Source organism: Alteromonas sp. NFXS44 (assembly GCF_040148705.1).
Lineage (GTDB): Bacteria > Pseudomonadota > Gammaproteobacteria > Enterobacterales > Alteromonadaceae > Alteromonas.
The window spans coordinates 177,299-198,361 of sequence record NZ_JAGDEA010000001.1; the positions used below are offsets into that span (position 1 = coordinate 177,299).

Here is a 21,063-nt window from a genome sequence, read left to right on the forward strand (position 1 = left end):
GGCGCGGGTAGCTCAGAGACGGATAACGATTTTCCCGAAGGCGCCGGTATTCATTTTGGTAAACGCCGCTTCAATATCAGTGATGTCGAACTGGCTGTCGATAAGAGGCAGTACCCCATGTTCTGACATGAAATTCAGCACCGCTTCGTGGTCTGCTCTTGAACCTACCATGACCGCACTGACCTGCAGAGCGCCAAAGATGAGAGGTTGCACATCAATGGTTCCGCCGAAACCGTCCAGTGCACCGATAACAGCAAGATGACCGTTGATGGCAAGGCTGGCAACAGATTGTGCCATGGTACCTGCACCGCCCAGTTCTACCACATGATTGACGCCGGCCCCTTTAGTGATTTTTCTGACTTCTTCAGACCATTCCGGCGTGGATTTGTAGTTAATGCCGTGGGCTGCCCCCAGTTGTTTTACCTGTGCAAGCTTTTCGTCTGAGGACGAAATGACAATGGGTACCGCACCTTTTGCTGCTGCGATTTGTACGGCAAACGTCGCCACGCCACCGGTGCCGATGACGAGTACGGTGTCACCTTCCTGAATGTTGCCAAGGGTTACCAGTGCCCGCCAGGCGGTAGTGGCAGCACAGGGCGTGCAGGCAGCCTGCTCATCACTCCAGCGTGCAGGTGTGGCTACCACTCCCTCTTCACTCAGCAAAGCGTATTGGGCAAGTACGCCATTGGCACCAGCGCCCAGTGCGGAAAACATGGCGGTGAGGTTTAATCTGCCACCTGACCATTGCTGAAAGAAACTGGAGGTGACCCGGTCTCCCGCTTTCCATTGTGTGATGTCGCTGCCGGTTTCCACAACAACACCAGCAGCATCAGAAAATGGGACGAATTCGTCGGCCTGTACGGGGTAGGAGAGATCGCGAATGGAGGCGTCGCGGCGGTTAAGTGATACGGCGCTGATCTTAACCAGTACTTCGCCCGGACCCGGTGAAGGGAGGGGTGATTCCACAGCAGAAAGCGTGAAGCTGTCATCCTGCCTTTGATATAAATATTTTGTGTAATTCATGGTGTGTCCGGTAGTGTGAGTTAATTCAAAAAGTGCACGGCAAAAATCGCCTGGTTGCTTTTCCGGCGCAGCGAGAAATGCAGCGCCGGTGATGCGGGTATTTACCTGAGGGTGATCTTTTTTAATGGTCTCAAGCATGCCGTTAAGGGTTAACGGATCATCGCTGGCCTGAGCAATCATGACGGGGCAGGTGACCTTGCTGAATACCGCCGGAAAGTCCTGATTGTAAATGGCATCAAATGCCTGATTGCGGCCTTTCAGATGTGTAATGGCGCCCAGCGTTTCGGTATGGACCAGATGTGCATCGTAGGCCGGACACAGGGCTTTCATCAGTGTAAAGCTGTCTGTGATGTAGCGTCCGGCGTTGTCGATTACAGGCGCATCACCAATGTCTGCACGCATTTTTTTGCGGTTTGCTGCATCCGGTTCGTAAATAACGCCGGAGAGTAACAGCGAGGCGACTTTTTGCGGTGCAAGAACAGCCATTTCTGTGGCGAAGTGGGTACCGGAATGATGTGCCGCCAGATGGAACCGGTCGATATTTAACATCGACAGGGCTGACAGAAACCAGTTTGCGTAATCCGTTGTTTCCGGCGATGCCTTATCCGGTACGAAAGAGTTACCAAAACCCGGTGTATCAAAAGCAATCATATGCAAATGCTCACCGGCAATCTGCATCACTTTTTCAAATGATGAAGAGCAAGCAGGTGTGCGGTGCAACAGTATCACCGGCAACTGATCTTCAGCTACCTTGAGCGGCCTGATTTCACGGTAATGAAGCTGACCGTCGGGAATATTAATGTAGTGGCTTAGTATCGCTGGCAATGTCATTTCCTGCAGAAAAAACGTTGCCTAACAGTAGGTGTTCAGGGTGTTGCGGGCATTGATAATAGTCAAAATATTGCGCCTGCCTTACAGGCAGGCGCGGGTAATTCAGAACGTGCCAGAGTTACTCTTCAATAACATAGCACTGGTATTTCATTTCCAGGTATTCTTCCAGACCAACGTGGGCGCCTTCACGGCCAATCCCGCTGGCTTTAATCCCGCCAAACGGCGCATTAGCGGCTGAAATAACGCCGGTGTTAATGCCCACCATGCCAGACTCAATAGCATCTGCTACACGTTGTGCACGGTGCAGGTTATCGGTATAAAAATACGCTGCCAGACCAAACGGTGTGTCATTGGCGTAACCCAGTACTTCGTCTTCTGTATCAAAGCTGATGATTGGGACCAGTGGTCCGAAGGTTTCCTCGCAGGCGCACTGGGCATCACGGGGAACACCGGTGAGTACCGTAGGTGCGTACCAGTTGTCACCAAAGGGTAAGCGTTCTCCGCCGGTGAGTACTTTAGCACCGGCTGCAACAGCCTGCTTCACGTGTTCTTCCACCTTATCCACGCCTTTGCTGTCGATTAGCGGGCCAATTTCGGTGCCTTCTTCCAGTCCGTTACCAATTTTAAGGGCGGCCACTTTTTCACTGAGTTGAGTCTGGAATGCATCTTTCACGCTATTGTGAACATACACACGGTTCGGCGAAATACAGGTTTGGCCAGCATTGCGGAATTTAGCTTTTAACAGGCCCTCAACGGCTTTCTCTATATTGGCATCTTCGAACACGATGAAAGGCGCATTACCGCCGAGCTCCAGTGAGAGCTTTTTCACATCGCCTGCACATTGCGCCATCAGTTGTGCGCCGATTTCCGTTGAGCCGGTGAAAGTGAGCTTTCTGACCAGCGGGTTCGTGCAAAAAGCATCGCCGATAACACTGGCTTTGCCGGTTAAGACCTGGAATACACCATCAGGTACACCGGCTTGCACAGACAGTTCCGCCAGTGCCAGCGCCGTCAGCGGGGTCTGGCTGGCGGGTTTCACCAGAATTGTACAGCCGGCTGCAAGTGCAGGCGCTACTTTGCGGGTGATCATTGCTGCCGGGAAGTTCCAGGGGGTGACTGCTGCACATACGCCAACCGGATCACGTGAAACACGAATATGGGTATTGGCCGCAGCTGCAGGCAGGATCTCACCCTGAATGCGCATGGCTTCTTCAGCAAACCATTTAACGTAGCTGGCAGCATAGGCAATTTCGCCTTTGGCTTCGGCCAGGGGTTTACCCTGTTCTGTGGTCATAATGGTGGCAAGTTCATCGGTATGTTTAACAATGAGTTCGTACCATTTACGCACAATGTCTCCGCGGGTTGATGCGGGAACCTTCTTCCACGTTTTCCACGCTTCGCTGGCTGACGTGATGGCATCATTTACCTGATCAGCACTCAGCAAAGGCACGCGACCGGCTTCTTCACCGGTTGCCGGGTTATTTACCGGCAAAGACTCCTCAGCGGTTATCCATGCACCGTTGATCAGGCAAGCTTGCTTAAAAATGGCGATATCAGTCAGTTTCATATTCGTGTCCGTTTAATTAAAAATTACTACAGTCCGGCGGCAATCAGGTTCGGCAATACACTGTTGTCCCATTCGGGCTGACGGGGCGGTTTGGCACCTGTTCGCAACACGACCGTGTTAAAAGATGGCATGATGTACACCACCTGATTGGCGTTCCCGTCAAATAAATACAGCTTCGGATCGGTGTAAGGTTCACTGTGGAGTACCTTCGGTCCCGGCCCGTCTTCTCCGGTATAGCCCCGGCGAGGCTTGTACGGATGTCCCAGCCAGACTCCCAGACCATAATGCGGGTTGTGATCTGACGGCGCGGTCATGGTCTGAACATAGTCTTTTGGCAACAATTGTGTTTCACCGGCTTTGCCGTTGTTTAACAGTAAAACAGCCAGTCTTAGCCAGGTTTCTGCCGGCAGTGTCATACAACAGCCGGAATGGGCCAGGCCGCCTTTACGGTCTACCCAGATTTCTCCGCCCGCCGCACCAAGTGGGGCAAGTACTTCATTGCTCAGAAAATCGGCATAACGCTGGCCTGTTGCTCGCTCAATAACGATGGCCACCAGTTCGGCAGTGGCATTGTTGTATCCGTAAGTGGTGCCGGGCTCAGCCACCAGCGGGTAATCGTTAATCAGTACGTCGCCATGCTGATAAGAGAGATATGCCGTGTTCCAGGGGTGAGCCGGATCGGTACTGTAGCCCTGGGGTAATAATCCTGAATGCATATTGAGCAGGTGTCTTATTTTAACCGCTGCCTTTGCGGTGCCTTTCCACTCAGGAATAAATTCTGCAACAGACTGATCAACAGAACCGATAAATCCTAACTTTATAGCCCGCCCGATGGTGATAGCGGTCAGGGGCTTTGACAATGATTTTGATACAATTTGCGAACCGGCATCGTAGCCGTTGTAATAACCCGCGTACTGTATTTTTCCGTCTTTCCAGACAAGCAGCGCTGATGAGTTGTTCTTTTGCGCATAGTTGGCTGCGGCATCCAGCGCCTTCTGCGATATGCGCTTTTCATCAGCTTCTGCAACCGGCAAGGGTGTGTAAGGTGTTGCGCCGGCCACTTTTTCCATCGGGCTGTAATTAAGCATCATGCCGCCGTCAGCCATCACCTGGTTGAAACGTTCAAGATAGAGCTTGTCGTAATCCGGTTCTGCTGACAGCGCGCCGGTAGTCATCAGCAACAATGATGCAACCAAACCTGCGGGCTTCATGATGACGCCTTCTTTTCAGCCAGCGCTTTATTGTAGAAGTCTATTGAGTCAAAGCGTACATCCTGCCAGTTTGCGGTATCGAAAATATCCGGCGTGTACTTTTTGAATCCTGCATATACGTCGTCAGATAAATCACTAAAACCGTTGATGTGTTGTCCGAAGGCTCTTGCCATACTGCGTCCTTCCAGTTGACCAAGGCGCAGGAAGGGTTGCCAACTGGTGAGGTTCTGCATGTGAATTTCTGCTTTCACCGATTTTCTGGACGGGTCAAGTACCTCAGACAGTGGCGCGGAGTAGGTAGACATGGAATCCCAGAACACCTTTTCGCCGCTGGAATATTCAGGCCACTCTCCCGGTTGAAACATATTCGGAAAGGCTTCGATGGATTGGGTGGGCACGTAAACCCGGTCGCCTATCACATTGACTCGCAGTGGCTGAGGGGCAATGCCGGGGGCAATAATGCCCTCAGGCGTGTAAAGCCTGCCGATGGGACCAAGGATAAAAGTCTCCAAATCAATCTTTTCACCGCTGACCGGGTTCGTCCATTGCGTGATGGGCTTGTCTGTGTCGAATTCGGTGTAATAGCCGGTTTCATAGTGCTTCAGGTGGTAGTGTCCGGGCTTGCTGTCCGGTTTCCAGTACTGCACCACATAATTGTTCATCGAAAAAAACGGTACGACGTTTTCGCCCATGTAGCCGTAAATGTGAAACCGCAAGAAGGTATGTTTTTCTTCTTCGCCGGTGCTTCCCATTATCTTTGTGGTAATTTCAGCGCGTTTCTCCGGCGTAGACAGGTCAAGTTGCGCTCTGAGGCTTCCTTTCTCTGCTGACGAAGCAAAGGCCGGGACTGCACCCACTGCCATCGCCGATACACCCAGACCACCGAGTTGTTTTATTGCTTTACGTCTTGCTGGCAGATGTTTCATTGTTTTCATCCTTGTTTTACGAAGCTTACTTTCGGGAGAGTTGCATTGGCGGATGTTCACCCAGCGATTTATTCAGCGCTGAATCTGCCTGGTTATTGCTGCTGTTATAAGCAGTCAGCATGTTAAGGCTGGTATCTACCGCAAGTTGCAGTTGTTCAAGTTGCATGGGGCCGGGTAAGTCGGAACGGCAGATTGCTCCGCCGAAGTAGTGGTCTACATCGTCCAGAACCAGTGCGTAGCGGTCGCCTGATGCCGGAGCGGCATGCCAGGCATCAAGGTGGGTTTCCCAGGACATTTTCTCACTGAGAATATCCTTTGTGCCGGTTTGAATAAGTGCCGGTTTGCTCAGCGTGGCATAACCGGCTTTTTCAATGAATCCCGGAATAGCAGCAGGGGGCGAGAATGCCAGCACCACCGATACCCGCGGATCGTCAGGATTATCCACGCCGTCCGGGAGCAGGCCGGTAGCGCCACCTTTTACCAGCGCGGTCAGCGCGCCGTAACTGTGGCCGGCAGCAATGTATCCCCCGCTGCCGAACTCGTCTGCCAGCAGTTGCATGTCCTGTAATCTTGCGCTCCACGACGCCAGACCCTGGAACTCACTGGTGCGGGGATGCTCCACAGAATCCACATGCAGCGGTGCATAGACTTCGTAACCGGCATCGACCCAGGGTTCGATTATTCTCACATATTGAAGTGGCGCAGAGGCAGCACCATGGGAAAACAGAATGATACCTTTTGCCTTTGCAGCAGGTGTCCAGTGCCAGATTTGTACGTCACGTCCGTGAGTTTGCAGAGTCAGGGTTTCAGGCTTTGCCGCTGCGAAAGCATTGGATGTGAGCAGCAACACAAGCAAACAGGCGAAGTGGATCAACTTGGCGGGTTGCACGGGTGACTTCATAGGGGACTCCGGATCAGGTTTGTCGACTGTCTCATATTACGTGGTTAGCCCGCAGTGCCTATGACAATTATCAATTAACAGCAGGGGCTGGCAGTACAGACACAATAAGCACAAAACTCTTGCGGGCTCTTTGACATTTGTTAATGCCCGGTGCGAAGGCTTTTGATTAGCTTATGAGCATGTCGCCTTAATCTGGCGACCCGTTCCGGAGACCAAAAATGCTAAATAAACTAAAACAGTGGTGGACGCTGGATGCCACAGAAGAAGCACAAAGTGATGACAATCCTCATCTGCCCTTAACTCCCTCACAAAGACGCAACGCTATGCCTTTGCTGGCGCTGGCTTTTGGCTGGGGATTTCTGGTTACCGGTTTGCTGACCGGCGGCGCACTGGGGAAAGGTCTGGCGTTTACCCCCGATTTGCTCACGGCTTCATTTCTGGGTAACGGGATGAACTTTGTCATTGGTGCACTGGTAGGTTATATCGGCTACAAAACTGCGTGTAATTCGGGGCTGTTATACCGTTTTACCTACGGCAATATTGGCGCATATATTCCCGTGCTCTTTGTCGCACTGTTAACCATCGGCTGGCAGGGTATTACCGTAGGCGCGTTCGGTTTTGCCTGGGCGCAGTCATTCGACTCTGTCACCTTTTATCTTGTTGCGATTGGCGCCGGCATTCTGTTTACCGGCACAACGTATATGGGTGTTGCAGCGCTTGAAAAAGTCAGTATGCCTTCAGTGCTGATGTTGGTGGCAGTGGGCATTTATGCTACGTGGCTGAACATTGATACCACCGGTGGCTGGCAGGCATTTTTTGCGCTTTCTGAACAGCAGGCCGCAAAGTCGCCCATGAGTATGTATGATGCTGTGAATCTGGTGGTGGGCTCCTGGATAGTTGGCGCTATCGTGATGGCAGATTACACCCGGTTTGCACGCAAGGCGTGGGTGGCGATTGCTATTCCGTTTGTGGTTTTAATTATTTCACAGTGGTTTCTGCAAATCATCGGCTCCATGGGCGGGATTGTTTCCGGTACTTACGAATTCACCACCTACATGCTCCAGCAGGGTCCCTGGATTGGCTTTTTCGGTCTGATTGCCATGAGTCTTGCGCTGTGGACCACAGGCGATACCAATTTGTATTTGCCTGCCGTGCAAACAGCCAGTGTATTTAAGCGTCCTAAACGGGTAACAACATTACTGTGCGGACTGGCCGGAACCATACTCGGACTGGGTGTTTATCAGTATTTCCTGGAATGGATTAATTTGCTGGCAGCGCTGGTTCCACCGGTAATTGGCCCTGTTATCGTCGACTATTATCTGGTTAACCGGAAGCGCTTTAATCCTGAAAAACTGGACCATCTGCATAAGTGGAATCCGCTGGCGGTCATGGCTTATCTTATCGGTGCAGCCTGTGCGACAGCCATTACCTATCATGTAGTGTTGCCCCTGTCAGATGTGCTGTTTCCGTCGCTGTACGGGTTACTCATGTCTATGATCAGCTATTTTGTGCTGAGTGTAGTGGCAAAAGTCCTTGCGGCGAAAAAACCTCAGCTTGCCTGATCCTGCAAATATACATACGCCTGCTAAATGATATAAATGTATATTTAGCAGGCATCATCGTTTATGCTGATCTGGCTAAACATCTGTTTTTAAGTCAAATAACCATACTGATTGTTGTTAAATCCGTTATTTAGCGCAGGATGCGCTGTGATTCAAGGTTGTCTTTGTGTCCTCTTAAGTTTGAATGACCTATCATTATGCTCTTGTAGAGATGTCATGATAGTATTCAGGCCGAAACTATCCGTTATAAACGTCAGGTTGCAGCCGGATATAGGTTATCCGTCAGCTCACATGTACAATCGCGGTCATAGATGACACGCGGTTAAGATAGAAAACAGTGCTGAAACACGTGGTATATGAACGGCACGGACAGGAGATTCACTTTGGATAAATCTTCCATTATTGAAATACTGAAGCAGTTTGAGGCACAGCAGGGGTTAGAATGGGACGGTCCTACGCCTCTGTATCATAAGTTGTACAGCTTACTGAAAGAACAAATTGTAGACGGCACCATCAGTTATGGCGCGCAATTGCCAACGGAACACGAACTGGGTGAAGCCTTTGGTCTGTCGAGAATCACCGTAAAACGGGCCATGGACGAACTGGCCTCAGAAAAGCTGGTAGAGCGTCGTCGTGGCCGTGGCACAACGGTCACGTATAAATACAAACCCAAGCCGGTAAAAGCGCCGCTGACGGGCATGCTTGAGTCCATTGAAACCATGGGTCGCCACACGATTGCAAAAGTGATCCACATTGCTGACCGTGTACCGCCAGCTGATGTCCGTGATGATCTTGGCTTAACGGAAGGTGAAACGGCCTGTCGTCTGGTGCGGGTAAGACTCACCGAAGATGAAAAGCTTCCGTTTGCTTACTACGTCAGCTGGACACTGACAAACAGTGATACGTTCTCTGAAAAAGCGCTGCAAAAGCACACCCGTATTGAACTGTTGAAAAAGCAGGGCACAGTATTGTCCCGTATCGATCAGTTTATCAGTGCAGAAGCCGCTCCCGCTGATGTAGCGAAAGAGTTAAATCTTAAAGAGTTCAGTCCGCTGCTTGTGGTATCAAGACGCTCGTACGACGCAAACGGAAAGCTGGTGGATATTATGCAGGGCAGTTACAACCCCGCCATTTTCCAGTATCAGATGAGTATGGAAATTAACGACTAGCGTTAAAAAACAGGGGCATTATTCATGCCCCTGAACGGAGAACAACAGAATCTGTTGCTCGGGAGTGCTTGTTTCAGCAAGGCTGACTAAGCTTGGGAACGCTGTACAGTTAATTAATGACGACTTCCTGTTTCAATAATCTTTCAATTTCCTCTTTACTGAATCCGGCTTCACTTAATACTTCTACCGTGTCTTTGCCCTCAGCAGGCAAATCGAGGTGCAGTGCTGTGCGCTCGCCGTCGAATTCAACAGGCAGTGCAGGGAGTTTGGCCTTACCTTCTGTGGTCGTAACTTCAAGTAAGCCGCCACAGTTCAGGTGAGGATCTTCAAACAGATCTGATGGCTTATTAATGGGTGAGAAGGGAATACCAGCCCGCTCCAGTTTTGCCATCAAAGTGGTTTTATCCAGTTCAGCGAACATGGCACTGATCACAGGCAAAATCTCATCACGGTATTTAACCCGGTCGTTGTTTTTGCTCAGCCTTTCATCGGTAGCAAAATCATGCAGTTCGAATTCTTCGCAGAACTTTTGCCATAAGGTGTCGCTGACGACGCCTATGAATACCCGTTCTTCATTTTTGCAATGGAAAATGTCGTAAACCGACCAGGCGCTGCGTCGCACTGACATTGGAGGCGGCTCTTCTCCCAGCACGGTTTGTTGCGCCATATGCTGGCCTACCATGAAGGCAGTGGTTTCAAACAATGAGCTGGTAATGTGCCGGCCTTTGCCGGTTTTTTCCCGCTCGTGCAAAGCCGACAGCACACCAATGACGCCGAACATGCCGCCGGTTATATCAATGACTGATGAACCGGCCCGCATTGGCCGGTCGGGCAGACCTGTCATGTAAGCCAGTCCGCCCATCATCTGGGTCACTTCATCCAGCGCGGTGCGGTTTTCGTAAGGGCCTTTCAGAAAGCCTTTCAAAGAGCAGTAGATGAGTCCCGGATTAAGCACTTTCATGGCTTCGTAACCAAAGCCCAGCTTGTCCATTGCTCCGGGTCTGAAGTTCTCAATGAGAATATCGGCCTTACTGATCAGCGTTTGCGCGACGGCTTTGCCTTCATCAGATTTAAGGTCAATACACAGACTGCGCTTGTTTCTGTTGTACATCGGGAAATAGCCGGCGCCGGAGCCTTTCAGGCGACGGGTTTTATCTCCGCCGGGAGGCTCAATCTTAGTCACTTTTGCGCCAAGATCTGCTAATACAAGGCCCGTTGTCGGCCCCATTACCATGTGCGTAAATTCAACGACGACTAAGTCTTTTAAAGGCATCGTTGTTCCGGCAGTTTCACTCACAGTCTTTTCCGTTTTCTGATAATAATTATAAATGCTATAACAATATATCTTAATCAACAAGTAAAATTATTAATGTGTTATCAATATAACTTTTGATTTGGCGCAAATCAGCCAGGTAATGACCGTGGCACAGTACAAATGAAGTATAAAAATAAGGTTATTAAGTGATGGCAAGAGACTACGTGGAATTTATACAGGCTCAGGAATTAGCCTGGGAATACGATGAATGCTTTGAAGGTACAGAGCGCAAGTTGCTGAGTATCGATACAGACAGCGGTGGCAGAACACAATTGCAAAAGTATCCCGCCGGCTATCAGAATCCGGCTCCGCATGCGCTGGCCTGTAACGAAGAGTTTTATGTATTACATGGTTGCTTTTACCTTAATCACTTTGTTTATTCTCCGGGGTGTTATGGCTTCTTTCCTGCCGGATTCCAACGCAATAAGCTATACGTACCTGAAGATGCAGTGATTTTGCGTTTCTTTGATCACGCTCCGGTACCCCTGGCAGAGGATGCCGGCGGGGCAAAAGAACGGGCAGAGGGACGTGAAGCGATACCTTGTCTCGACACTTACCGGATGTCCTGGGACAGCAGCGTGCACGACATCAAACTGACCCATCTCGGGTTTGCCCGTAAGAATTTGCGCATTGACCCGGTCACAGGTCAGCGTACTTTTTTATTTATGACGTCTCCCCAGTCGCACCCGGTTAATTTTCACGGTGCGCAGGAGTCGCATCCCACGCCGGAAGAAGCTTATCAATTACATGGTGACCTTACCGGCCATGTGGGGACCATGTATCCGGGCGCTTACTTCTGGCGGCCGCCGCATATTCCTCACGGTCCGTTTGGTACACGGGGCGGTAGTTTGTCTCTTATCCGGTTTGTAGGCGGTGAGCACGTGAATCAGTGGTCTGAAGTCCAGCACGGATTTAATTACAATCAGGCCTACCAGCCGGTCTTGCCTGACTGGATGATGCGGCAGTCGCGTTTTACTCCTCCGCCCAACTACTGAAGGAGGGGTTGCCGGGAGAACTGACAATTATCAAAGCGCTGAAGGACGCGCAGCAATAGCATGATGGGGAAGCCTCGCTTTCTTCCTTTTCCCTTGTGCACATCAGGGAGTGAACATCATGAGCACAACTATCCTTATCACTTTAATTGTTTACAAGTGCGTCCTGCTTGCTGTGGGTCTGTGGGCACAGCACCTGAATAAGGACCAGGAAGACTACTTTCTGGGTGGCCGTCAACTCGGTCCTGTTGTTGCGGCCATAAGCTACGGTTCCAGTTCTGCTTCTGCGTGGACGTTACTCGGCATGAGCGGTCTGGCCTATACAATAGGACTGACCGCTGTATGGGTTGCTGCAGGGGCCGTCGCCGGTGCAGCCATTTCCTGGTTCTGGATTGCTCCGCGTCTGATGGAGGTCACTGCCAGAAAATGTCAACTCACGGTCGTCGACTTCATGGCTGACGGTGCCTCAAAAAACGACGCCAGCCGCATAAAGGCCATTGCCACCCTGATCATTCTCTTCTGTTTTATCATTTATATGTCATCGCAATTTCAGGGGGCGGGTAATGTGTTTGAAAGTACGTTTTCCATGTCCTCTTCAGGCAGTATCTTACTGGGCGGCACAATCATACTGATTTACACCCTGCTAGGTGGCTTCTGGGCGGTAAGTCTGACAGATACCATTCAGGGAATTCTCATGTTGTTTGCCGCCATTCTGCTTCCGGTGATGTCATGGATTGCCGTAGGCGGCGCAGAGGGTTTTCAGGCAATTCTCGCTTCCCCGCCTTCTGAAGACTGGCTTTCATTTACGGGAGCCAACGCGGGATGGATGGCACTGGGTACGGTTGCAGGTAGTATTGCCGTGGGACTTGGTACGTTTGGTCAACCTCATTTACTCAACCGTTTTATGGCATTGAAAAGTAAAAAGGCACTCCGTCAGGCCAGTGTGCTAAGTGTGTTCTGGTTTGCGCTGGTATTTGGCGGTATGTGTTTGCTGGGACTGGCAGGGCGAACACTTCTGCCGGAGCTGGATAACCCGGAAACTCTTTTCTTTGCGCTCACCTCTGATCTTCTGCCCGGTGTCACAGGTGCCATTGTGCTGGCAGCCGTGCTGTCAGCCATTATGTCGACGGTAGACAGCATGTTGTTGGTGGCGGCCGCTTGCGTTGTGCATGATCTCGGCGCCGGAAGGTTTATTAAAAACAAACCGCTTCTTATGTCCAGAATTACCATGACTGTGCTGGCAACGGCCGCAGTTATGCTGGCTATCTCGCTGCCAAGCAGTATTTTTGACAGGGTTATTTTTGCCTGGAATATGATTGGTGCAGCTTTCGGTCCGGTTATTATTGTCTCTCTCTCGGGCAGAAAAATCGCCAAAAACGGTGTAGTAGGCGCAATGCTGGCAGGCTGTCTTTCCACTTTTGTGTTCAGCATGATGCCGCACACGCCCGGGGATTTATTACAACGTGCGGGCCCGTTTCTGTTAGCTACGGTTATATTGCTGATAATGAGCGGAAAATCTCGGGTCGCGTTGGTGAAATAGAAAAGAATTAAAGTGCTTATAAATATGCCGGCTCTGTTGCAGACCCGGCAGTGTACAGTGTTATTTCATAGCAGCGAAGTAGGCTGAAATATTAGCGATGTCTTCATCTGACAATGGCTTCGCCATGGGGCCCATCATGGGATCTTTACGTGTTCCGTCACGAAAGGCTTTCAGTTGCTTCTCCAGATACGGGGCCTTTTGACCCGCCAGGTTCGGCCATAAAGGGCTCGGGCTGATCCCTTGAGCACCATGACAGCTGGCGCAAATGGTGGCTTTGGCTTTTCCTTTTTCAGCATCCGCAGCAAAAGCAGATACACTCACCGTGCATGACAGAACGGCTGCAAGCAGGGCATGCTTAGCTTGTTTCATAGGTTACTCCAGTCTTCGGGGTCATTCATTGTCAGTTTTTTATTTTTAAACCACAGGTCAGGAAAACCTGAACGACAATAATTGAAAAATCAGTGGTGGCTTCTGTATTAGATAGTATGAAGACCGTCCGTCAGACTCTATGACTATTATCAAAAAAAAGGCGGGCAGCAGAGCAGTGCTTTTACACTGCATCTGCTTAAAGGGAATGAAATATCAGGTTGAGGCCATTTCGCTCACCGCTTCCATATCCAGGATCTGCAAGTGGTTTAACGAAGGTACAGCAATCAGCTTATCCTGCTTCAGCTTTGCCAGTGAGCGGCTCACTGTTTCTGTTGTCAGCCCAAGGAAGTCAGCAATATCCTGACGGGTCATATACAATTCGATGCGGTCAGGTCTTGCGCCCGGCAGCCTTTCGAGCAGGTGCATAAACAGGAAACACAGTCTTTCATGAGCTTTCTTCTGCCCCAGAATATACAACTGATCAATGGTACGGTTCAGAATTCGGGAGTTAATCTCGGTCAGGTTCGTTTTCAGGTGTGGCATTTCTTCTGCCAGGTCGTACAGCTTCTTGCGGTTAAAGCGATAGAATTCAGCTTTGGTCAGACTGCGGACTGCGTAGTCGTAGCACGGTGAGCTGGTCACACCAACAAAGTCGCCGGGGAAGAGAAATCCCAGAATTTGTCTGCGGCCATTATTGGAAACCCGTTCTATGGAAACTGTGCCGCTGATAACGTTGAATACATTCACCGAACGATCATGTTGCCTGAAAAGGTACTCACCTGAACCACATTTTGTTTGTTCTGCACACATGTCCAGTTGTTCAAGTTCGTTTGGTGTCATATCATTGAACAACACGCTGCCGCTGTATGCAGGCTGCGAGTGGACCGGCCGGATGTGTTTGGGAATAAATATCGTCGACATCTTGTAAACCTCATTCAGGTTGAGCTCGAAATTGTCAAACTCACCAACTTTACATAGACCGGTTACAGCATAATTTACGCCAGTCTGAATAACCGCACAAAAATCGCGTTATAATCGCGCCTGTACACCATGTTTGTTATTAATATGTTAAAACATAATGATATGTCAATGTTTTTAATTGGGGCGTTGTGCACTATTTTGGAGCAGAATAATTCCCCAAGTTCTGACATTGCCAAAACCTGAGATGATCTTTATGCTATAAAAATATAGCAATAGATCAAGAGGTAGTAATGAGATTTCTTTCCCGCAGACTGGTCATGCCCAATGACCTTAACTATGCCAACGCGTTATTTGGCGGTCGTATTCTTGAATGGATTGATGAGGAAGCCGCTATTTACGCGGCTTGTCAGCTAGAGACAAACAGCCTGGTAACCAAGCATATTGGCGCAATCAGCTTTGAAAGTCCGGCATTGCAAGGTGATGTTGTTGAGTTTGGCCTTAAAACAACTGCCGTAGGGCGGAGTTCAATTACGGTGAGCTGCCTTGTCAGACATAAGGCGACAAAGACGTCAATTTGCCAGGCTGACGATATCGTTTTCGTACGAATAGACAAAGAAACCCGTCGTCCGGCTCCCCATGGTAAAACGCTGGAAATCCTCGAAGAGCAGACCCGCAGAGAACTTTCTACGTTAAATCCTGACTGGAAGTAATTCTGTATCTTTAAATACAAAGGGTTAGTGATTGCGCGTAATTTTTTTGTCTCAGCATTGATAAATGTCAAGGACAGGAAGTTATTTAGCTTCTTAGTATGAAAAAGCGACAATTTGTTCGCACTAATTCATTCTCACCTGACAAATGCGGAGGCAAATGATGCTCGTGGCTATAAAAAAATCCAGATATTCAGGTTTGCATCAGTGGTTTCGCAATGTTGTTCGCGACCCGAATGTATATTGCTTTTTGATAGCGCTCAGTATTTTACTGGCGATAGAACTGATGCTTTTCAGAGTATAATCTGTAACAGCTGCAGAAATTCAAAATAACTAAAATCCGGAGTCCCGGACGATCAGGCAATAAAACCGGACAATTACGTTATCCGCTTCTGGCTGCCTTGTGCTAAAAGTAACGTTATAAATAGCGTTTTTTATTACCCGGGATCAGGAATATGCTTCACTCTGCAGCCATCGATATTATCAGCGATAAACTTGCTGACCGGATTGGCCGGCATACCGCCGGTCAGTCAAATGTGATCACTGATATTGCCGGGCTCAGTTTTTATCGCAAAGATGCGCCGACGGAGTGTACAACCTGCTTTGTTGAACCAAGCATCGCGCTGGTGGTGCAGGGTGAAAAGCGGATGGCGTTGGGTAGTGACATTTTTCATTACAACCGCTACCGTTTTTTAATTACCTCACTGGACCTACCGGCGCAGGCGCAGATTTTAAAAGCTGAGCGTGCGGAGCCGTATCTCGGTCTGGCGCTGCGGCTGGATTTCACCACAATGAGTGAACTGCTCATGCAAGCGTCGGCAGATACCAAAACCTTAGCCTCTTCTAACAGTGGTATGTCGGTTGGCAATACTACGCCGGAGTTGCTGGATGCCTGTGACCGTCTGGTTAGTCTGCTGGACGATAAGGCATCGCTTTCAGTGCTGGCTCCGCTGATTAAAAAAGAGATTTACTGGCGGGTTCTGAATTCGGAGCAGGGTGACAGACTCCGTCATATTATTTCAGCAGGAAGCCAGGGCTTAAGGATAGCGAAAGCCATCGACTGGTTGAAAACTCATTTTACGCAATCTTATACCGTGGAAGAGCTGGCGGAACGTGCGCAAATGAGTAAATCCACCTTCCATCATCATTTCAGACAGCTCACCTCTATGAGCCCGCTGCAATATCAGAAAAGCCTTAAACTGATGGAAGCCAGACGTCTTATGATAGGCGAACAAATTGACGCTTCGGACGCTGCATACCGTGTGGGCTATGAAAGTCCTTCCCAGTTTTCCCGTGAATATTCGCGGTATTTTGGGAACTCTCCGAAGCGGGATGTGGAAGCGCAGTGGCGTATGATTGAAGGCGAAAAAAGGACTCTGCAGGCGGGGTGACAGTGAACATCACCGCGCCTTTATTCCTGATATTTCAACCGGTCGATAACCAGTCGCATGGCTGAACTGATCTGCCGGTTGCTGGAAATACACAAATGGTAGCCGTCGAAAGGCGGGCACCAGTCCGCAAGTACACGGCGTAATGCACCGCTTTCTATTTCATTTTCTACTTCCTGTTCAGTGACAAAGGCAATGCCGTGGCCCTCACGTGCTGCATCAATACACATATCGCTTTCACTGAAAATGAACGGGCCTGACACTTTTTTTACGATCTCAATACCGTTCTTTTCAAACTCCCAGTCATAGGCCGGTGCCAGCGCATTAAACCGCAGAGACAGGCAGGCGTGATGATCCAGTTCGTCGGGATGTTCTGGAACACCATGTTTACGGAAGTAGTCCGGCGTAGCCACTGCTGCCAGTGATACAGGGGGGCCAATTTTTATCGCAATCATGTCCGGACTGACAAATTCACGCAGCCTGACACCGGCATCAAAACGTTCCGCAGCAAGGTCATTCAGACGGCTGTCGAGGTTCAGTTCAATATTCACTTCGGGGTAATCCCTGACAATCCCCGATATCTTCGGCCACAAAAGAAAACGGGCCGCCGGTTTACTGGTTGAAATCCGCACCGTTCCTTTGGGCGCATCGCCAAGCATCCGCAGTTCTTCTATTCTGGCAGTGATCTGGCTGATACCGGGTTTCAGTGCAGCCAGTAACTTCTCACCGGCATCGGTTACCGACACTTTTCGTGAGGTTCTGTGCAACAGCCGGATCCCCACCGAAGCCTCCAGTCTTCTCACCGCGTGGCTTACTGCCGACTGCGATACGCCCAGTGTTACAGCAGCGCGGGTAAAACTCTTTTCTTCTGCGACCACCATAAAAAGTGACAAATCGCCCAGCTCGTCTCTGATCATCACATTATCTCTTTCGCTAATCTGCCATCCAGTGTACGCAGTGCCAGCATAAAAAACATCTTCTTTGATGAAATCAATTCATGGTTGAGATGACAGTGAGCCAATTGTTCCCTGTAAATAACGAAAATATAATTAACATGAATTTTATTGAGCAGGTTGTAATGAATAGAACTCATCAAAATGATAACAGCAACAAAGCCGGTTACTGGAGTGCAGTGTTCTCAATGACACTGTGTGTTGCCATGCTGATTGCCTCTGAGTTTATGCCTGTCAGTTTGCTCACTCCTATTGCAGATGGCTTGAATGCGACCAAAGGGCAGGCTGGTCAGGCAATTTCAGTCAGCGGTTTTTTTGCTGTTGTTGCCAGTCTGTTAACCAGTACTGTTGCAGGCAAACTAAACCGGAAATGGGTATTGCTGGCGATGACAGGGTGTATGCTGCTGTCACTGGTATTCATTGCTCTTGCGCCTGACTTCATCATGTTAATGGTAGCGAGAGCGTTACTTGGAATTTGTGTCGGCGGGTTCTGGTCGCTGGCGACTGCTGTGATCATGCGCCTGGTACCGGCAGACAGTGTATCAAAGGCTTTGGCTATCATGTATTCGGGACAGGCCGTGGCTGCTGCATTCGCTGCTCCTCTTGGCAGCTACATGGGTGATCTGATTGGCTGGCGCGGTGTCTTTTGGGTACTGGTACCTGTGGTGGCAGTCAATCTGATTTGGCAGATGATTTCACTGCCTTCTATGCCCACAGATAAAAAACAAGGTTTTGGTGAGATGTTCGGATTACTGAAACGGGGCTACTTTGCCCGTGGCATCATTGCCTCTATTTGTGTTTATGCCGGTGCATTTGCCATGTTTACGTATTTGCGGCCCTATATCGAATCTGAGGTAAAAGGGGACGTTCTTCTGCTTACCTTCCTGTTACTCTTACTCGGCGTAGCCGGATTCGTTGGCACATGGCTCGGCGGCAAATTCGCAAACGATCACGCTGTACGCTTTCTGCAGGGCGTGCCGCTGGTGATGAGTGTAGTAACCGCCGGACTTATCGGGTTAAGCGGTTCTGTATTCATGGTAGGTGTGCTGCTGGCTTTATGGGGTATATGCAACACGGCTATGTCCATCGGCTGGATGACCTGGCTCAGTCAGAATGTGGATGATGCACCTGAAGCGGCGGGCAGTATTATAGTAGCGGCTATTCAGGCGGCGATACTTTTTGGCGCAGCAGCCGGCGGCGTATTACTGGACGGTTTCGGTATCAATGTGACCTTTGCAGGCAGTGTGGTGCTCACGCTGGTATCGTTATGTCTGGTGGGGAGTGGTCGCGGAGTGCTTAAGCCTCAGGCGGAGTGATCACTCCGCCATCAGGTTATGCAGTTTAAATGAGACAACAAACCCGCCTTCCGGTTTGCTTTCGTTATAAATGTCGCTGGCCAAGGTTACTTTTACCAGGTTGTACACCACACTTAGTCCCAGGCCCGCGTTTCCGGCACCACGTTTGGTGGTGTAGAAAGGCTCAAACACTTTTTTGAGTTCTTCTTCGGTGATCCCCACACCGTCATCGGCAAATGTAAACTGATATCCATCGCCGCCGGGGGCAATGGTGATGGTAATTTTGCAATGTTCATGACCCGGGCCTGACGCGTGGATCATCACATTGGATGTAAGTGCCGTAAGGATCTGAATAAGGACGGCAGGGTAGGTGGTAACGATAATTTTGGGTGGAAATCTTGGAATAAAAGTAATGGTTTTGTCTTGAGAATGGTGCTCATAGGATGCGATAAATTCAGTGACCAGTTCTGATACGTTAACCTGTTCCAGCTGGCTGGCTTCTTCAGATTTTTTAACCGCAACTTTCTTAAAGCTGGTCAGCAGCTTCGATGCGCGCTGCATGTTCTTAAGCATACTGGAAGTGATGTCCTGAGAAGTCTCCAGGAACTCTGCAAATTTATCGGTATCAAGCTCGCCATTGTCGAAGTCCTGTTTGAGCTCGTCAAGCAGTTCCATCAACAGGGTGCAGTTTGCAATATTAACACCCAGGGGCGTGTTGATTTCGTGGGAAACACCGGCCACCAGTCCGCCCACTGCATCCATTTTTTCAGATTCAAACTGCTTTTCCTGATCTGTTTGAGAGGATGAATTTTCAAATGCTTTGTTCATGTACGTCAATTCAGTTTAAGTGCTCAGAACCAAAAAGCAGGGGAGTATATGTCGCCTGCTGTACCTGATAAAAAGCGTAGTGGCTAAAAAGCAGAACTGCAAAAAAAGTGACGGGTCAGTTGCGGGGAAAGTGGTACATATTTGCACCACTTAAAGGGTAAACGGGTTGCGGATTTACTGGTAGTCTTCACCGGCTGCAGCGGTAAACGCCATTTCTACCAGCCATTCCGGATCCGCCAGCTCCACTTTTACACAAGCGCGGCTGGGGGCTGTCCCTTCGTCAAACCATTCGTCCCATACCGCATTGAGGCGGTCAACATTGGCAAAGTCAGTAATGTAAATAGTGACGGTAAGAATACGGGACTTGTCGCTGCCCACCAGTGCCAGCATGGCTTCAGCCTGGGAAAACACTGCTTTTACCTGTGCTTCGATAGTGGTGGCGCTTCCATCTTCCGGTACTTCAACGAAGTTCGCGATACCGTTAAAAACAGTTACTTCAGACCAGCGTCGGGTGGGATTAATTCGATGTATTTTCATAGTTGGGAGAGCGATGGTTGTAAAACGCCTAGTTTGGCATTTTTGCTTAGGTAAATCGACCCGAAGGGTCACCGCGCATTAATGAGTTTTATTAATAACGCTGTGTAAGACTTAGTGATTATCGTTTGTGGTGGCCGCCGGTATGGTGATGGACGGCGATGTATAAGGAGAAAAGAATGTTATTCAAAACACTGAACAGTGGCGAAACGATGCCGGCTCTGGGCCTGGGCGTGTATCAGGTTGAAGAGCCGCGGCTGTGTACCCGCTGCGTGGAAATTGCGCTGGATACCGGTTATCGCATGTTTGACACTGCATCAGCCTATCGCAATGAAGAGGCGGTGGGTGAGGCGGTCAGAACCAGCCATGTTGCCAGGCAGGATATCTTTCTGACAACCAAATTATGGATCTCTGACATGGGGTATGACTCAACCTTAAAAGCAGTAGAAACATCCCTGAACAACCTGGGCACGGACTATCTGGATCTGTATCTTATCCATCAGCCTCTCAATGATATTTACGGCTCATGGCGCGCAATGGAAAGGTTACACAAAGAAGGTGTACTGAAAAGTATCGGGGTCAGTAATTTTCATTCCGACCGCATTGCTGATTTAATCGCCTTTAACGAGATTAAACCGGCGGTAAATCAAATCGAATATAACCCTTTCTATCAGCGCAAAACCGAACTGGAATATCTGAAAACCAAAGATATTGCGCTGGAGTCATGGGCACCGTTCACTGAAGGGCGGCATAATTTGTTTGAATTGCCTGAACTTAAGGCCATTGCCGGAAAGTACGGCAAATCAGTGGCTCAGGTAGTGCTGCGCTGGCAACTACAGGAAGGTGTCATTGTGATCCCGAAATCGGTAACGCCTTCCCGCATTAAAGAAAATTTTGAGGTGTTTGATTTTGAATTAACTGCAGATGACATCGCGCAAATTGAAGCTTTGGACCGTAAACAAAGTTGTTTCTTTTCTCACAGAGATCCGGAAACCATCGAATTTCTGGCATCTTATAAATAGGCTGACAAG

At 49.6% G+C, this 21,063-nt stretch carries 19 protein-coding genes; 8 read left to right on the top strand and 11 right to left on the bottom strand.

Annotation, left to right across the window (positions count from 1 at the left end; all coding sequences use genetic code 11):
- Positions 1 to 12: 12 nt before the first annotated feature.
- From J3369_RS00785 to J3369_RS00805, 5 genes are all read right to left on the bottom strand, one after another.
- Positions 13 to 1,848, bottom strand: coding sequence for an alpha/beta fold hydrolase (locus J3369_RS00785; protein ID WP_349582601.1), 1,836 nt, complete (start codon positions 1,846 to 1,848; stop codon positions 13 to 15).
- A gap of 124 nt (positions 1,849 to 1,972) precedes the next feature.
- Complete coding sequence (locus tag J3369_RS00790; protein ID WP_349582604.1) at positions 1,973 to 3,421, bottom strand: NAD-dependent succinate-semialdehyde dehydrogenase; 1,449 nt, start codon at positions 3,419 to 3,421, stop codon at positions 1,973 to 1,975.
- Between the two features lie 26 nt (positions 3,422 to 3,447).
- The gene (locus J3369_RS00795) at positions 3,448 to 4,632 is read right to left on the bottom strand and encodes a serine hydrolase domain-containing protein (protein ID WP_349582606.1); all 1,185 of its coding nucleotides are present in this window, start codon (positions 4,630 to 4,632) and stop codon (positions 3,448 to 3,450) included.
- On the bottom strand, positions 4,629 to 5,558 hold the full coding sequence (locus J3369_RS00800) for a DUF1838 family protein (protein ID WP_349582609.1): 930 nt from the start codon (positions 5,556 to 5,558) through the stop codon (positions 4,629 to 4,631). The genes J3369_RS00795 and J3369_RS00800 overlap by 4 nt, the downstream gene beginning before the upstream one ends.
- Positions 5,559 to 5,583: 25 nt before the next feature.
- The gene (locus J3369_RS00805; RefSeq protein WP_349582612.1) at positions 5,584 to 6,459 is read right to left on the bottom strand and encodes an alpha/beta hydrolase family protein; all 876 of its coding nucleotides are present in this window, start codon (positions 6,457 to 6,459) and stop codon (positions 5,584 to 5,586) included.
- A gap of 218 nt (positions 6,460 to 6,677) precedes the next feature.
- Between J3369_RS00805 and J3369_RS00810 the strand changes: the two genes are divergently transcribed.
- Together J3369_RS00810 and J3369_RS00815 are read left to right on the top strand one after the other, a co-directional pair.
- Complete coding sequence (locus J3369_RS00810) at positions 6,678 to 8,021, top strand: cytosine permease (RefSeq protein ID WP_349582615.1); 1,344 nt, start codon at positions 6,678 to 6,680, stop codon at positions 8,019 to 8,021.
- A gap of 383 nt (positions 8,022 to 8,404) precedes the next feature.
- Positions 8,405 to 9,190 (top strand): GntR family transcriptional regulator, encoded by a 786-nt coding sequence (locus tag J3369_RS00815; RefSeq protein WP_349582618.1) that lies wholly within the window; start codon positions 8,405 to 8,407, stop codon positions 9,188 to 9,190.
- Positions 9,191 to 9,299: 109 nt separating this feature from the next.
- Here J3369_RS00815 and J3369_RS00820 read toward each other — a convergent pair whose 3' ends face one another.
- Positions 9,300 to 10,487, bottom strand: coding sequence for a CaiB/BaiF CoA transferase family protein (locus tag J3369_RS00820; RefSeq protein WP_349582621.1), 1,188 nt, complete (start codon positions 10,485 to 10,487; stop codon positions 9,300 to 9,302).
- Between the two features lie 167 nt (positions 10,488 to 10,654).
- Between J3369_RS00820 and J3369_RS00825 the strand changes: the two genes are divergently transcribed.
- Together J3369_RS00825 and J3369_RS00830 are read left to right on the top strand one after the other, a co-directional pair.
- Positions 10,655 to 11,500 (top strand): cupin domain-containing protein, encoded by an 846-nt coding sequence (locus J3369_RS00825; RefSeq protein WP_349582624.1) that lies wholly within the window; start codon positions 10,655 to 10,657, stop codon positions 11,498 to 11,500.
- Positions 11,501 to 11,618: 118 nt separating this feature from the next.
- A complete protein-coding gene (locus J3369_RS00830) occupies positions 11,619 to 13,037 on the top strand; it encodes a sodium/proline symporter (protein WP_349582627.1) in 1,419 nt (472 codons plus the stop codon).
- Positions 13,038 to 13,097: 60 nt separating this feature from the next.
- Here J3369_RS00830 and J3369_RS00835 read toward each other — a convergent pair whose 3' ends face one another.
- On the bottom strand, positions 13,098 to 13,406 hold the full coding sequence (locus J3369_RS00835) for a c-type cytochrome (protein ID WP_303573275.1): 309 nt from the start codon (positions 13,404 to 13,406) through the stop codon (positions 13,098 to 13,100).
- Positions 13,407 to 13,619: 213 nt separating this feature from the next.
- Positions 13,620 to 14,327 carry a Crp/Fnr family transcriptional regulator gene (locus J3369_RS00840; RefSeq protein WP_303573276.1) on the bottom strand — a complete coding sequence of 236 codons (708 nt, stop codon included), beginning with the start codon at positions 14,325 to 14,327 and terminating at the stop codon, positions 13,620 to 13,622.
- Positions 14,328 to 14,617: 290 nt separating this feature from the next.
- Between J3369_RS00840 and J3369_RS00845 the strand changes: the two genes are divergently transcribed.
- Positions 14,618 to 15,037 (top strand): acyl-CoA thioesterase, encoded by a 420-nt coding sequence (locus J3369_RS00845; RefSeq protein WP_303573277.1) that lies wholly within the window; start codon positions 14,618 to 14,620, stop codon positions 15,035 to 15,037.
- Positions 15,038 to 15,489: 452 nt separating this feature from the next.
- Positions 15,490 to 16,425, top strand: a complete 936-nt coding sequence (locus J3369_RS00850; protein ID WP_349582632.1) for an AraC family transcriptional regulator — start codon at positions 15,490 to 15,492, stop codon at positions 16,423 to 16,425.
- 20 nt (positions 16,426 to 16,445) lie between these two features.
- Here J3369_RS00850 and J3369_RS00855 read toward each other — a convergent pair whose 3' ends face one another.
- Entirely contained in the window at positions 16,446 to 17,339 is an 894-nt protein-coding gene (locus J3369_RS00855) for a LysR family transcriptional regulator (protein WP_303573594.1), read from the bottom strand.
- Positions 17,340 to 17,500: 161 nt separating this feature from the next.
- Between J3369_RS00855 and J3369_RS00860 the strand changes: the two genes are divergently transcribed.
- Entirely contained in the window at positions 17,501 to 18,691 is a 1,191-nt protein-coding gene (locus J3369_RS00860) for an MFS transporter (protein ID WP_349582635.1), read from the top strand.
- Here the strand turns inward: J3369_RS00860 and J3369_RS00865 are convergent, their stop codons facing one another.
- Together J3369_RS00865 and J3369_RS00870 are read right to left on the bottom strand one after the other, a co-directional pair.
- A complete protein-coding gene (locus J3369_RS00865; protein WP_303573280.1) occupies positions 18,692 to 19,498 on the bottom strand; it encodes a sensor histidine kinase in 807 nt (268 codons plus the stop codon).
- A 174-nt stretch (positions 19,499 to 19,672) separates the two neighbouring features.
- A complete protein-coding gene (locus J3369_RS00870; protein ID WP_349582638.1) occupies positions 19,673 to 20,035 on the bottom strand; it encodes a RidA family protein in 363 nt (120 codons plus the stop codon).
- A 176-nt stretch (positions 20,036 to 20,211) separates the two neighbouring features.
- Between J3369_RS00870 and J3369_RS00875 the strand changes: the two genes are divergently transcribed.
- On the top strand, positions 20,212 to 21,054 hold the full coding sequence (locus J3369_RS00875; protein WP_349582641.1) for an aldo/keto reductase: 843 nt from the start codon (positions 20,212 to 20,214) through the stop codon (positions 21,052 to 21,054).
- Positions 21,055 to 21,063: the final 9 nt, after the last annotated feature.